Annotated in this window: 14 protein-coding genes; 2 read left to right on the top strand and 12 right to left on the bottom strand. The window is 54.9% G+C overall.

Going from position 1 to position 13299, the window contains the following annotated elements; translation table 11 throughout:
• The first annotated feature begins 97 nt into the window (after positions 1–97).
• Together J0X12_RS07030 and J0X12_RS07025 are read left to right on the top strand one after the other, a co-directional pair.
• On the top strand, positions 98–727 hold the full coding sequence (locus tag J0X12_RS07030) for a DUF6134 family protein (protein WP_207043600.1): 630 nt from the start codon (positions 98–100) through the stop codon (positions 725–727).
• A gap of 105 nt (positions 728–832) precedes the next feature.
• Positions 833–1210 (top strand): PilZ domain-containing protein, encoded by a 378-nt coding sequence (locus J0X12_RS07025; RefSeq protein ID WP_207043598.1) that lies wholly within the window; start codon positions 833–835, stop codon positions 1208–1210.
• A 1-nt stretch (position 1211) separates the two neighbouring features.
• Here J0X12_RS07025 and J0X12_RS07020 read toward each other — a convergent pair whose 3' ends face one another.
• From J0X12_RS07020 to J0X12_RS06965, 12 genes are all read right to left on the bottom strand, one after another.
• Positions 1212–2444, bottom strand: a complete 1233-nt coding sequence (locus tag J0X12_RS07020) for a beta-ketoacyl-ACP synthase (RefSeq protein ID WP_237688033.1) — start codon at positions 2442–2444, stop codon at positions 1212–1214.
• Positions 2444–3169, bottom strand: a complete 726-nt coding sequence (gene fabG / locus J0X12_RS07015) for a 3-oxoacyl-ACP reductase FabG (protein ID WP_207043597.1) — start codon at positions 3167–3169, stop codon at positions 2444–2446. The genes J0X12_RS07020 and fabG overlap by 1 nt, the downstream gene beginning before the upstream one ends.
• Positions 3170–3188: 19 nt before the next feature.
• A complete protein-coding gene (locus J0X12_RS07010; protein ID WP_207043596.1) occupies positions 3189–3611 on the bottom strand; it encodes a hotdog family protein in 423 nt (140 codons plus the stop codon).
• Complete coding sequence (locus J0X12_RS07005; RefSeq protein ID WP_207043595.1) at positions 3608–4789, bottom strand: beta-ketoacyl-[acyl-carrier-protein] synthase family protein; 1182 nt, start codon at positions 4787–4789, stop codon at positions 3608–3610. Before J0X12_RS07005 ends, J0X12_RS07010 begins: the two co-directional genes overlap by 4 nt.
• The gene (locus tag J0X12_RS07000) at positions 4786–5289 is read right to left on the bottom strand and encodes a DUF3261 domain-containing protein (RefSeq protein WP_207043594.1); all 504 of its coding nucleotides are present in this window, start codon (positions 5287–5289) and stop codon (positions 4786–4788) included. The genes J0X12_RS07005 and J0X12_RS07000 overlap by 4 nt, the downstream gene beginning before the upstream one ends.
• Positions 5280–6512 (bottom strand): NAD(P)/FAD-dependent oxidoreductase, encoded by a 1233-nt coding sequence (locus tag J0X12_RS06995; RefSeq protein WP_207043593.1) that lies wholly within the window; start codon positions 6510–6512, stop codon positions 5280–5282. Before J0X12_RS06995 ends, J0X12_RS07000 begins: the two co-directional genes overlap by 10 nt.
• Position 6513: 1 nt before the next feature.
• Complete coding sequence (locus J0X12_RS06990; RefSeq protein ID WP_207043592.1) at positions 6514–8838, bottom strand: MMPL family transporter; 2325 nt, start codon at positions 8836–8838, stop codon at positions 6514–6516.
• Complete coding sequence (locus J0X12_RS06985) at positions 8835–9344, bottom strand: LolA family protein (protein WP_207043591.1); 510 nt, start codon at positions 9342–9344, stop codon at positions 8835–8837. The genes J0X12_RS06990 and J0X12_RS06985 overlap by 4 nt, the downstream gene beginning before the upstream one ends.
• Before the next feature lie 92 nt (positions 9345–9436).
• Positions 9437–9847, bottom strand: coding sequence for an acyl-CoA thioesterase (locus J0X12_RS06980; RefSeq protein ID WP_207043589.1), 411 nt, complete (start codon positions 9845–9847; stop codon positions 9437–9439).
• Entirely contained in the window at positions 9844–11544 is a 1701-nt protein-coding gene (locus tag J0X12_RS06975; RefSeq protein WP_207043587.1) for a glycosyltransferase family 2 protein, read from the bottom strand. The genes J0X12_RS06980 and J0X12_RS06975 overlap by 4 nt, the downstream gene beginning before the upstream one ends.
• Positions 11541–11921, bottom strand: a complete 381-nt coding sequence (locus tag J0X12_RS06970) for an ApeI family dehydratase (RefSeq protein ID WP_207043585.1) — start codon at positions 11919–11921, stop codon at positions 11541–11543. The genes J0X12_RS06975 and J0X12_RS06970 overlap by 4 nt, the downstream gene beginning before the upstream one ends.
• Positions 11922–11933: 12 nt before the next feature.
• The gene (locus tag J0X12_RS06965; protein ID WP_207043584.1) at positions 11934–13277 is read right to left on the bottom strand and encodes an AMP-binding protein; all 1344 of its coding nucleotides are present in this window, start codon (positions 13275–13277) and stop codon (positions 11934–11936) included.
• Positions 13278–13299 lie beyond the last annotated feature (22 nt).

Raw genomic sequence — 13299 nt, 5'->3', positions numbered from 1 at the left:
ATCCCAGGCATTGATATACAATATTAGTATTCACCGATTCCAAAGGGAAAAACGTCGCCGTCCTGTATAATGCTGTTGCCAATTAAGGAGAAGGATAATGTTGCGCGCCACTTTAACACTTTTGGTTTTGATCGCCCTGGCACCCGCCGCAGCAGTCGCCGATCAGACTCAAAAAAGCCAATTCGCCTCCGTTTATCTTAAATCTGACAAGATCGGTCAGGTGCATCTGACGACCATTCGCAATGAGCAGGGTGAAATCGAGGAAATGCGCGCCAACGCCTCTGTCTCATTCCTCGGTATGGAGGTCTATGGGTTTACCCAGAACCTGAATGAAACATGGACAGGCGGTGAACTTCAGAAAATGAAAGGCCAAACCGACGACAATGGCACGACCCATGAAATCTCTCTTAACCGCAACGCGGAAGATTTCCAGGCGACCTATAACGGCAAGGACCTGACCCTACCGTTAAACGCTTTTCCCACCTCCCCCTGGCACTACAACATCACCGACAATACCCTCCTTTTCAACATCGTCGATTTCGACCTTTTGAAAGTCAAGATCGCCAAAGTGGCAGACACAATCAAAATCGGAGGCAAGGATGTCAAGACGGAGAAATTCACCTTTACCGGCGACTGGGAAGCCAAACTCTGGTTCGATGCAAACAAGGAGTTCGTGAAGGGCGAATATGACGTCTCCGGCCGCCAAGTCACGGTAATTCTGGATTAAAATTGCCGCAGTTTTGGCTTAAATTGAGGCGAGTTTTTTAATCCATATTAATCTCTTTTCGATTTACTGGCTTCTCGTTATAGTAATTTCACAGGTAGCAGTGGATTGGGTGGAACGATTTCTGATTTAAATGACGCCGGGGAATCCGGGGCAGAAAAACGGAGATATAAACGCAAAACGGTCATGTGGAATGGCAAGCTGTCCCTCCTGTGGGGTGCCCGCCTGATGGGCAACGAGCAGACGGTGCCAGGCGTCGTGCGGGATATGTCGGTGACGGGCGCGAGGTTCCAGACCAAACAGGATTTCCGGCCGACCAATGACGTTATTCTCGAAGTCCCTCGCTTTGGCGCCTTCAACTGCACGCTTGTCTGGCAGAACGGCCATATCGTGGGGCTGAGTTTTGTTGATCCGCCGGAATTTATCTATAACACCGTGAATACGGCGTTACCCGGCATCTCACTCGATCCCAATCCGGTTCACTAGCTCAAAGTTCTGCGGCATTCCTGAAAATCAGGGAACTGTTGATCCCGCCAAACGCGAAATTATTGCTCATCAAATGACGGACGGCAACATTGCGTCCTTGTCCCATCACATAATCGATATCGCCGCAGGCATCATCGACCGTGTCGAGATTGACCGTCGGCGCAAACCAGCCCTCCTGCATCATCTCGATGCCGAGCCACGCCTCAATCGCGCCACAAGCACCGAGGCTATGCCCGAAATAGCTTTTCAGCGAATGAATCGGGATATTGTTGCCCATAACGTTCTTTGTGGCATGGGATTCTGCAATATCCCCCTGTTCCGTCGCCGTGCCGTGACCGCTGATAAAATCAATGTCCGACGCAGACAGGCCGGCATTATCAAGCGCACCCTGCATGGCGACTTCCATCGTTGCCTGTGTCGGGTTGGTAATATGACGGCCATCGGAATTTGTTGAAAAACCGACAATCTCGGCCAGTATCGTCGCACCGCGTGCTACCGCATGATCATAGGATTCCAGCACCAGGGTCGCCGCCCCCTCTCCAATCACCAGGCCATCGCGGTCCTTGTCAAACGGGCGCGGTGACAGATGTGGCGTATCATTCTTGATACTGGTCGCATAAAGCGTATCGAAAACCGCCGCCATGGTTGGGCAAAGTTCCTCTGCACCGCCTGCCACCATCAGATCCTGCAATCCATACTTGATCGCCTCATAGGCATAGCCAATTCCCTGGCTGCCCGACGTACAGGCACTTGATGTCGGGATAACCCGCCCCGAAAGCCCGTAGAAGACACCGATATTGACGGCTGTTGTATGGCTCATCATCTTGACATAGCTGGTTGCGGACAAATCGCGGGAATGCCCATCCCGCATCAAATCGGTAAAGGCGACAACTGGTTTCGTACTCCCGAAGGAGGATCCATAGGCAACCCCCATTTTTCCGGATTTCAGGACCGGATCTTCCAGAAGGCCCGCCATTTCCAGCGCCCGTTCGGTGGCATAGACCGCCATCTTCGAGACAGGGCCCATACTGCGAAGCGCCTTTCTCGAATAGCGCTTATCGATATCGAACCCCTCCACGGGGCCTGCAAGACGGGTATTGAGGCCATCATAGAAATCCCAGCTTTCCATCCGCCGGATTCCCGTCTCCCCGGCGCGCATCTTCGCGGAGATCGCAGGCCAGTCCTCACCAAGGGAAGTAACCCCGCCCATACCTGTCACGACAACTCGCTGCATTATGCCATCCCTCCGTTTACGGAGATAACCTGACGCGTAATATAGGCCGCGCCATCTGAACAGAGAAAGGAGACAGTTGCCGCCACCTCATCTACATCTCCCAAACGACGGAGTGGGATCATCTTCATAATCTCCTCAATCGGCAGGTCGTCCGTCATCGCCGATTCTATCAGCCCCGGCGCCACGCAGTTGACCGTGATTTCCCGTTTTGCAAGCTCCAGCGCGAGCGATTTCGCCGCGCCAATCAGGCCCGCTTTAGACGCACTGTAATTGACCTGCCCGCGATTGCCCATTTCCCCCGAAACTGAGGAGATAACAACAATACGCCCACCCTTTCGAGCCGACACCATCGGCATCGTGATCGGTTTCAGCACATTGTAAAATCCGTCAAGATTGGTGTGGATAACGGCATCCCATTCATCATCGGTCATCGCGGGAAAGGCCGTATCTCGGGTTATGCCCGCATTCAGCACTGCGCCGTAAAAGGCGCCGAATTCCTCGACTTCCGCCTCCAGGATATCGCGGCATTGATCGCGGTCAGAAATATCAAACTGAACCAATCGGGCTTGGCCGCCAGCCGCTTCGATCAAATCAACGGTCCCCAGACCGGCGTCATGATTGCGACCGCAATGGGCGACAATCTCAAAGCCGTCCTGAGCCAGCTTAAGCGCAATCGCCCGGCCGATCCCGCCACTCGCTCCTGTCACTAGAAATCTTTTCTGCATTCATTCTCACGCGAAATTTTCAGGGTTGATATACATTAAGGCGAGCTTGGGCGACAATTTTTTCCGCCCTGTGGATCGTTCCGTCAAAGACCGCCATAGGCGTCTCGTCATAAACCAGCTCAACTTTTATTTGAAGCCTGTCGCCAATCGAAAATGCCGGGCAGGCAAGCGTCATACTCCGGCTACTCACCAGATAGCCGATTTTTACTTCCTCACCTGCGTTGCGCGCCTTGATACCACTGTAGGCGGCGATGGATTGCGCCATATACTCTATTCCGACATAGGAGGGGACAGAGCCATTCTCTAGAAACGGGCTATCCGCCGTGATCTCCACAACGGACGCAACCGTGTTGTCATCATAGGCTTCCACCCCGTCAATCAGGATCATCGGCGGCGCATGATAGAGAATTTCCGTTATGTCGTAGGGGCAAGCTTGCATCATTCCATCTCTTTACTGAGGATGACGCTAATATTGTTCCCGCCGAAAGCAAAGGAATTTGTCATCATCGCACGCGCATCGGGAACATTCGTTCCCGTTTCCACAAGATTTAACGGCGGCAAATCGGGATCAACCCCATGATCCCAGATATGAGGCGGCAAAATCCCTTCCTCCGCTTGCAGCGCCAGCCACAGGAAGCCGAGTTCCGTACTGCCAGCCGCGCCCAGCGTGTGGCCCGTCAATGGCTTGGTTGAACTGCAAGGCACCGCGCCTAAAAGTTCATAGACAGCTTTCGCCTCAACACTGTCATTCAATTGCGTTGCCGTGCCATGAAGATTGAGATAGGCGATATCCTCGGGCGCGAGGCCACTTTGATCCAGCGCATCTCGCATGGCCGTAAAGGCGCCCAGCCCTTCCGGATCCGGGGTACTCATATGATACGCGTCAGACGTCTCCCCGATCCCTGCAAGACCTACTGGCGACGGCTCCCGGCTCATCAGGAACACGGCGGCACCCTCTCCAATATTGATGCCATTGCGGTTTTTGCTGAACGGATTACACAGAACCGGAGACAGCAGGTCGAGTGAGGCAAAACCGTTCATCGTCAGGCGGCACAGCGTGTCTGCGCCCCCCACGATCGCCGCATCACAAAGACCCGCGGCCATCATCCGCCGGGCCGAGGCTAGCGTCTTCGCACTTGAGGTGCAGGCCGTGGAAATTGTCATGGCCAGCCCCGACAGGCCGAAGTAGGACCGCGCAAACAGGGCGAGAGAGGCATTATCCTGCCGGTGATAATCAAAGCCCTCCGGGAAATGTCCGGTTCGGACTTTTTCGGCGATGCCGGGCTCGTTATCACTGATACCGGACGTACTGGTCCCGAGAATGACCGCGACCCTGTCCGGGCCGAACTTGTCGATAGCCGCGCGTATTTCGTCTTCAATCTCTTGCAGTGCGGCCAGTAGCATGCGGTTATTGCGGCTGTCATATCCGGCAAGTTCTTCCGGAATCGCCGGTAAAGGACATGATACCGCGCCTGCCATAACCGTCTCATCATGCAGGAAGCCACCTTGACGCTGCATCCCGGAGGTATCTCCGGCGAAAAGATGAGATTTAACTGCCACCTTTCCTGAACCGAGCGAGTTGATCATGCCGAGCGCATTGAGATAATAACGTTCCGTCATTGTGCCAACTCATAGGAAACGATAGTCAATTCATAATCCGCCGACGGGTCTCGGATTTGCACCGTTTCATTCCAGGCGTTTTCGCGAACGCTCTGATATGTTGTCTCAAGATTTGCCGCGCGGTCCGCCACCCGCGTCTGCATCGGGTCATTCTCCGGCCAGTAGGTGGCAACAATGACTTTCAGGATATCGATGGCGTTCAGATCTTCTGACACCCATTCCGCCTTGCCGGTCCGCACGCCCTTCTCATCCCAGAGGATGTCAAAAGCCCGCCGTCCCAATTGATCCAACCCGGCAATCTGCATCTTCTCCTCTGTCAGGCTCATGCGAACCTGCAAGCTGAACGGGGTCTCCCCATAACGACCGCTCAATATCTGGACAACTTCACGTGGCTGTCCGTCCGGCAACTGCCAGGGCGCGAAATCGGCCTCATGCTCCGGTGCTGCCGCGCAGGCCGTCACGCCGATCAGGAAGAGGAGCAGGAAATATCTTACGCGCATTGTTGTGCCACCATGTCCAAATACCGTCGGCCCTGCGTCACGAAGGGGTTTCTCTCATCCCAGGCATATCCTGCCAATATGGAAACAATCATCTGCTTGATCGGGTTTTCATCGCTTGGCGGATTGAAAATGATATCCTGCAGATCGCCCCGATACCAGGCTTCCACGAAAACACGGAAACAATCCACCCCGAGCTGAAGCGGCTGGGCGAAGTCTGCTTCCCAATCCACGGTTTCGCCGTTTAACTGGCGCATCAACGGGTCTATCAACAGGTCCGCCGATTTAAAGGCTACCGTCACGCCGGAGGAAAACACCGGATCGAGAAACTCCCCGGCATTGCCAAGGAGCGCAAACTGCGGTCCGGCAAGTCGGGATACTTTCGACGAATATCCCGAAATCTCACCAACGGGTCGCAATTCCTTCGCCCCCTGCAGAAGATCCTGTAATTCCGTCGTCTCGTTAATTATGGCCCAGAGCTTGTCCGAGGCACTGCCGGGATATTTCTGAAGTTCCTCCGGAGGCACGACCGCACCCACCGAGGATTTACCGTTCGCGAACGGGATCAGCCAGAACCAGATGTCTCGGCAAGTAGGATGAACCGTGATCAGGATTTTGTTGCGATCGAAAGGACGGTCTGACAACTGTTCCTCGACATGGGTGAACAACGCATGACGTACCGGAAAGTCCGACGGCGCGTCCAGCTTCAACAGTCGCGGCAGAACCCGGCCATACCCGCTGGCATCTACAAGAAATCGCGCCGTATGGCGAAAGGCGCTGTCCGGCCCCTCCCCGGCGATCACCGCGCCCGCCTGATCGAATTCAACACTTCTCACATCCTGTTGAAACCGAAGGTCAGCGCCTGCGTCGACGGCGGCATCAGCAAGAAGGGCATCAAATTTTTCCCGCTCCACCTGATAGGTGCTGGCCGGTCCTTCAGAGAATTTATCAGAGAATTTGATCGAGCTAAACCGCCTGTCGTCAGAGAAGTTGGCACCGTCCTTGTACTGAAATCCCGCGGCTTCCAACCGCGGCAACAAGCCGGCTTTTTCCATAAACACCATGGACTGCGGTAACAAGCTCTCGCCGATGACGAACCGGGGAAACGTACTTTTCTCCAGGATACAAACCTTAAGTCCTTCCTGTGCCAGACGTATAGACGCCAGCGCCCCTGCCGGACCCGCCCCAATAACGATTACATCAAAATGATCGGTGTTGACTGTCATGTTACAAAGGCTCCGTCATTGGATGCTCAAGATCGGCGGCGCGCGGCGCCAGAATATACGCCAGGGTGATCCCGACAAGGATCGTGATCCCGAAGGCATGGATCGCAAAGGTCTCGCTCAACGCCAGAAGGCCGAATGCCAGCAGGGTCGAGATTGTCGACAGTCCGTTAGCCAGCATGGCACGCCGTTGGCGATCCCCTGTGGCTTCGCGGTTAAAGAGCGCGTAGTCAAGACCGATGGCGAAAATTAACATCAAGGACATGGCATTGAAGAAGGTAAACGGCTCCCCCATCAGGGCAATCAGACAGGGCGCAAGGGCAACCGCCGCCATCGACGGGATCATGACCTTGAACGCGCCGATAAAACCGTAGCGCAACGACAGGAACACCCAGACGACGACATAGGCAACCGCAAGCATAATCAGGGCCCGCAGTCGATAGGCGCCAAATGTCTTGCTGAGACTATCGGCCTGGCTGATCAGGGCCACATTCTCGGACTTTTCGGCAAGCTTTGCGAGCCGCGCTGTATCCTTGACCCCCGAAAGCGACACCGCGTGAACCACAATTCCTGGTGTTTTATAGACCCGCAGGCGGGAGAACAGCCCGGGCATATTGGCGTCCGTGAATTGATCTACAGTCAGGACATTTTCGGCTTGCTGATAGGGTGATGCGCCGGACAGCCCGATTGCCGCCATATGTTCGGCAAGACGCGGCATCAATACATCATCGACCAACGCCTGGTTTTCAAGCTGCCGCGTCTTCGAGGGTACGAATTGGGAAATCATCCGATAGCTGCCGATAGCCCCGCTGGCCCGCAATGCCTCCAGGTCCAGCGCAAGCGCCTCTTCGGCCTGCAAGACCTCTTCCGGATTGGACCCGCGCACGAAGAACCGGTGGGTCTGGTTTTCAATACCGGCGAGATGGCGGATCGCCTGTTCTTCCGCCTGAAGATCTGTCGGCAGCGATTGCAGCCGGCGAACATCATCATCGACGGTAATCTGCATCGCGCCAAGCCCCCCCGCGGTCAATAGAAGCGCCACGAACAGCCATCTCCATTTCCGGGTCTCTGCCCGCCACCAGAAATCATGAAGCAACATCGAAAATTTGAGATACTTCTCGCCATGACGAAAGGGTGCCGAGCGATCGAGATAGGGAAAGGCATAAAGAACGGTCAGATAGGCAAGCGTCAGGCCGGAGGCGGAAAACAGGGCAATCTGCTGTAGCCCCGGAAAAGGCGTAAGGGCGAGCGTGATGAAGCCCAAAACCGAACTCACAAGCCCCAATGTCAGGCCGGAGCGGATTGCCCGTGCGCGTGCTGCCGGGACAGATGACGCCTGATTGAAGCGTTCGCAAAAATAATGGAACGCATAATCCACGGAAATGCCGATCAATCCTGCGCCGAATACCAGCGCCAGAAGCTGCAAGGTCCCGAAGAACAGGAGTGTGACGGCCAGCCCCCCCGCGATGCCTGAGGCGATGGCCAGAAGGCTGAGCGCGAGAGGCTGAAAGCTCCGGAAAACGAGGAAGTTCAGAATAACGATGCCAATCAGGGAAATCATGCCGATAAAGCCGGCCTCGTCCTCCGCTTGCCGATAGGCATGCTCGCCATAAAAAACAGCGCCTGTTTTCAGGAGCTGAATATCTCCGTAGCGTTTCTCTAGTTTGCCTCCCGCGTCATCAAAGACACTGCGCGCACGCGACTGAAATCCCTTGTCAAACGGATTTCCAACGAGATTTCCCCGGACCAGAACAAACCATTTTCCGCTCTCTTGAATGGCCAGAACATTAGCGCGACTGAGGAGTTTAGACCTGTTTTCCGTACTCGCGGCAATGTAGTTGGGCAGCAGCAAAAAGGGATCGCGCCGGATCAATTCCGCATCTGCCAGGGAAAGCGGGGACAGTATCTGTACTAGCGCCCGATCAATGAGAACCTGCTCTTGCCCGGCGGCAAGCAGACGGCGATCCCCCTCCCCAAGCAATCCTGTGCGATGGGGAAAAAGTAACTCGTTCAAGCTTGTCAGTGTCGACTGCTGCGGCTGGTCCTGGATCAATTTGACGATGCTGTTTTCTTCCAGCATCTTGCCGAGGTCTAGCGCCGCAGAACGGGCGGTTTCAAAGTCCTGATGACCGACAAGGACGATCAACTGGTTTGACCCTTGAGACCGTTCCGCCGCTTCGGCCCGGGTGACCCACTCCGCATCCTCCGACTGGGGAAGCATCGCTACGATATTGGTATCTAGCGGCAGTCCATCCTGCAAACGCCAGCCGATTATCGCCACGGCGCTGCATAGCAAGGCGAGATAAATCAACAGGCCCGCGCGGTTCACGGCTGTTTTTCCTTGCTGCTTTCAGCCTTCGCCCTGACGTCCGCCGCCGGCGCCACTTGTTGCTCTGAAAAGGTGATCACATCACGGTCGCCATTGCTTTTCACGATCTCCACCGACTCCAGAAAATCACCTATCTCGAAATTAAGGTAAGCAAAGGGCAGTGTCAGGCCGCTGGTTTTTGGCGAGAAACGGAGTGAATATTTCCCATCCGCGGGGAGAAGCTTCGTTCCGGCAATTTCTTCAAGGGGCGCCCAGTTCCCACTCAGGCTGTTTTCGAGAGTATCGCGCAGCAACTTAAACCCCGGAAACTGCTTGAAGCTGAGCCGCGTCACTTCTGCGCCTTTTATAGCCTGACTGAGCCCCTCTTCATCAATGATCATCCGACTGAAAAACGGCTTTTCCGTCTGCCAGATGAGCGCCGATCGCGGCAGCAGAAAAAATTCCCCTTCTGATAGAATCGGCTTGTCGAAGCCACGCAAATACCGGGCCTGCTCAAATCGGCCCATTACGGCTTCCCCGTCATTCAGTGTCAACGGGGCCGATTGGGCCGGGATCGCGGCCACAATAACTAGGGCAAATATGAACAGGCGGAGCGTTTTTAACACAACAGAGCGTCAACTTTTTGATACAGAATTGGCGGTGACTGGAACAACATTTCCTCCGAGTTCTTATCAATCGCCACCTGAATTGTAAATCCCCGGGTCAACCTCTCTCCTGTAAGCAGGTCTGTAATCTCGTAGTTGATTTTGAGACGGTTTTCATATTCAGCGAGATCAGCCGCCACCCGCACTTCCTGGCCGAAGCGGATGGGACGGATATATTTGATGCGCATATCGACAATTGGCCAGGCAAAGCCGCTTTCACTCATCTGCACATAATTGTAATCCAGTTTGTCCAGAAGCGCGCAGCGTGCCTGCTCGAAATACCGCGCATAATTTCCATGCCAGACAATCCCCATCGGATCGAGATCATAAAATTGACATTTCAGGATAATATCTGCGGATATCATATTGTTTCCTTGAGATTCTTATCTGTTTCAATTTGTTGCTTCGGAATGGCCCAGAAGTCATAGAAATTGTACCATTGTTCCGGATATTCTTGGCAATTTTCCTGCAAGATCCGCGCATATTCCGTCATCGGTGCCTCCAGACCGTCATTTGGCGCCCGCCGCCGAATGACACGATCGGTAATCTTCTCAAACAGGATGCGGTACTTCTTTCCATCCCGAAGACAATGAAGCCCATAAACCGGACAGCCCAGCAAGGCGGCAATAATCCACGCCCCCTCCGAAAAAGGGGCCGGTGCCCCCAGAAAATCCAGATTGCGGATGCGTTTGCCGCCTTCCAGCGGTATCCGGTCGCCGGCAATGACTATCCAGTTACCGGCCGCCAATTTCTCTTCAAGCTCGATCAATGTAGCGGGGCCAATATCCTGAACCTCCATGATATCGACGGTCGCTGCCGGATTAGCCTTACTGAGGATGTGATTAAACCGGACGGCGTTACGCGTATGGGCAAAAACGGTAATATTATCAATCCCGCGTGCAGCGCCGACCGCGCGCAGGATATCCACATTGCCTAAATGCGACGTCACCACAAGGATGCCGGGTTTACGCACTGCCAGCCTGTCGAGTTCGCCCAGATTATCGTCCAAAATATCGGTGCTGCGAATATCGCCGAGCCAGGCCGCCAGCTTATCGAGTGCCATTGACCCGAAGGAGCGATAATGCCGCCAGAGTTGATGCAGGCTTGGCTCCTCCGCTTTCCCTCGCGTGGCAAATAGACGCCGCCAGTAAATGCGGGAAGCGTTCCGCTGTTCCCGGCTGGTCACAAAAAAATACAGCAGCACGGGCTGCATCGCATACCAGCAAAACCGTCGACCAGCTATACGATAAAACGCAAAGAGTAATTTCAGGCCGAGTGTGGCGCCCCGCTCATTAACTCGGCCCCAATGGCGCGGCTCCTTCGGACCACGTCGTCGGTTGCGTAGAATCTCCGGTAATCTCCAGAGCATGCCGAACACAAGCCGCGTATGCATCTTGGTGATCAGCCAGTTATCTGCCCCGAGACGAAAATTGGAAATATTGTCCTCGGGATAGGTTACATGGATCGGCAGCATCCGGACCGGGGTGCCGCGCCAGTTCATCCGCACCATGATCTCCGTATCGAAGTCCATATAATGCCCGACTTGTTCACGATTGATAACCTCGGTCGCAGCGGCCAGCGGATAAATACGATATCCGCACATACTGTCCGTGATGGTCGTCGAAAGCGTCTCGATCCAGACCCAGATATGCGTAATCCAGCGGGCAAACTTCCGGGATGCGGGGATTGTCTCGTCATAGATCGGCTGGCCGCTGATGAGCGAGTCGGGATGGACTGTCGCAAGCTGGATGAGGGCCGGCAGGGCGTCAATGTCATGCTGCCCATCTGCATCGATCTGCAGGGCGTGAGTAAAGCCCTCGGCCGCGGCAAGATTAAATCCCGCCATCACAGCGGCACCTTTTCCGCCATTTTCAGGCTGACTATGGAGGGTAACACCCCGCGCCGGATCATGAAATTTTTCGAGCGCAGATTTCGCCGGCTCCTGACTGCCGTCGTCGATGATGAAAATGCGAAGACTCTGCGCCTGCAGGGCCTCAATCACCCTGCCGATATGACGATAATGATTATAGCTCGGCACAATGGCCGCGAGAGAAAAACTCATTGCGTCGACAGTTCAAAATAACCCGAAGAGCAGGTTTCATCCCCTTCCCGATAGGAGAAGAGAAGACGCTGCTTTTCGTTGTTCCATTCCAGACGGAGGTGGAGAAGACTGTCTGCCCCGACAAGCCGCGAAAACTTAAGCTGGCCCAAACGCGCAATCGGCCCATTAATCCCGAAATGCTGTTGCCCAAGCCGTGCCGCCCAATCAATCTGGGCAACCCCGGGCAGCACCGGCTCGTTCGGAAAATGGCCCTGGAACTGGAATAGATTCGCGCCCACAAACAGGTCGAACTCAATGATATTGCCGTCTCGCCGCTCTGCACGAATTTCAGGGAAATTGCGGCCGTCGGACCATTTTGTTTCGGAATGTACAGTCATGATCGGCACAGTCTAGTTCGCCCCGCCGGGACCGGCAAATAGTTCGTTCATTGCCGCCTGCTGACGCTTGCCTTGTGCATTAACAGGCAATCGTTTCACAAAGCGCCAGCGTCGCGGCAGCGCCGCATTCTCGAGGTTTGGAGAAAGTTCGCGCCGAAGGGCCCGGCTCAGGCGAAAGGCTCCGATTTCCTGATGCGTTTGCCAGCCGGACACACTCAACTCAACGACAGCGACTAGAGTTTCCTTCCCGTCCTTGAGGATAAACACCGCGCTATCCGTCACAAATTCTGACCGGGTCAGGTATTTTTCCACCTCGGCAAGCGAAATGCGCTTGCCTTCTATCTTGACGAACTGGTTGGCGCGCCCAGCCAGTATAAAGCTGCTGTCTTCAAGCAGTTCAACGATATCGTTGGTAGCATCCCAGTCTTCATCATCAGTGTAGTTCGATTTTACACTGAGCAGCCCTTGCCCATCGATCCGGGTCTGCATACCAGGAAGTGGTGTAAACGGCGTGCGCGGATCTTTCTGCTGTCGAGATGCGATACCGCCGGTCTCCGTACTGCCGAAAACTTCCGTCGGCAACGGCCCGAATTTCGCGCGCGCATCCTGTGCAGCCTCAAATGGCAGCGGTCCGCCAGCTGTGAAGATTACCGGCGATTTTTCCGCATCCGGCAATGGATCGAACGGCGGTATTCGCGTCAGATGTGCGGGGCTCGACACCAAGCAGGCGCCGGGAGGTGCCGCCGCGAGCAATTCCTCCCAAATCTCGAACGTATCCGGGAAGAACAGACGCCCCTCGCACAACGGGAGCAGGAGCTTGAAATAGAGCCCGAATATATGCTGGTGGCTGACGGTACCAAGTGTTGCGGACCCTTGAAGCGCGCCTCCCCATCGCTGATCAAGGACAAGTAACTCATTCTCGACCTGAGACAGTTTCTTGGGGACCCGTTTTGGCGCGCCGGTGGAGCCGGAGGTATAAAAATCGAGACATGCGCGAGCGGGATCAAGGTCCGAGAAGTCAACAGCCCTTCCGATTGATCCATCAATCAGGAACTGGTAAGCGCCTCCTGCCCCCTCGATATCGGAGAGCAATGGACAGTCTCTGCCCACGAAATGTGCCAGCATTCCCGGCAGGGCATTGGGCGGCACGATAATATGACAATCCGCGTGCAGCGCGGCCAGAAATCCCGTGGCGAAGGCATAACTGCTTGTCGAGGCGAGGACCACCTCGCGGATATTCTGTTCCTTTAACCGGACGTAAAGATCTGCAGTTTCACGGCGCAAATCGTCAAATGTTTTCAGTCCTGAGGAGGTTTGTGCGACGGGCGTTTCGCCGTCACGATCAGAGGATAACAACTTCGAAAACGGGATAAACAAC

The sequence above is a fragment of the Sneathiella sedimenti genome (genome assembly GCF_017313765.1).
Lineage (GTDB): Bacteria > Pseudomonadota > Alphaproteobacteria > Sneathiellales > Sneathiellaceae > Sneathiella > Sneathiella sedimenti.
Note: the sequence above shows the minus strand (reverse complement) of the source record. Positions and strands in the feature narration are given on the sequence as shown.

Bases quoted from the DNA above. Each gene is read 5' to 3' on its own strand.
- J0X12_RS07020 (WP_237688033.1), bottom strand. From the start codon at position 2,444: ATGCAGCGAGTTGTCGTGACAGGTATGGGCGGGGTTACTTCCCTTGGT.
- J0X12_RS07000 (WP_207043594.1), bottom strand. From the start codon at position 5,289: ATGCGCGTAAGATATTTCCTGCTCCTCTTCCTGATCGGCGTGACGGCC.
- J0X12_RS07010 (WP_207043596.1), bottom strand. From the start codon at position 3,611: ATGATGCAAGCTTGCCCCTACGACATAACGGAAATTCTCTATCATGCG.
- J0X12_RS07005 (WP_207043595.1), bottom strand. From the start codon at position 4,789: ATGACGGAACGTTATTATCTCAATGCGCTCGGCATGATCAACTCGCTC.
- fabG (WP_207043597.1), bottom strand. From the start codon at position 3,169: ATGCAGAAAAGATTTCTAGTGACAGGAGCGAGTGGCGGGATCGGCCGG.
- J0X12_RS07030 (WP_207043600.1), top strand. From the start codon at position 98: ATGTTGCGCGCCACTTTAACACTTTTGGTTTTGATCGCCCTGGCACCC.
- J0X12_RS06980 (WP_207043589.1), bottom strand. From the start codon at position 9,847: ATGATATCCGCAGATATTATCCTGAAATGTCAATTTTATGATCTCGAT.
- J0X12_RS06975 (WP_207043587.1), bottom strand. From the start codon at position 11,544: ATGAGTTTTTCTCTCGCGGCCATTGTGCCGAGCTATAATCATTATCGT.
- J0X12_RS06970 (WP_207043585.1), bottom strand. From the start codon at position 11,921: ATGACTGTACATTCCGAAACAAAATGGTCCGACGGCCGCAATTTCCCT.
- J0X12_RS06985 (WP_207043591.1), bottom strand. From the start codon at position 9,344: ATGGGCCGATTTGAGCAGGCCCGGTATTTGCGTGGCTTCGACAAGCCG.
- J0X12_RS06995 (WP_207043593.1), bottom strand. From the start codon at position 6,512: ATGACAGTCAACACCGATCATTTTGATGTAATCGTTATTGGGGCGGGT.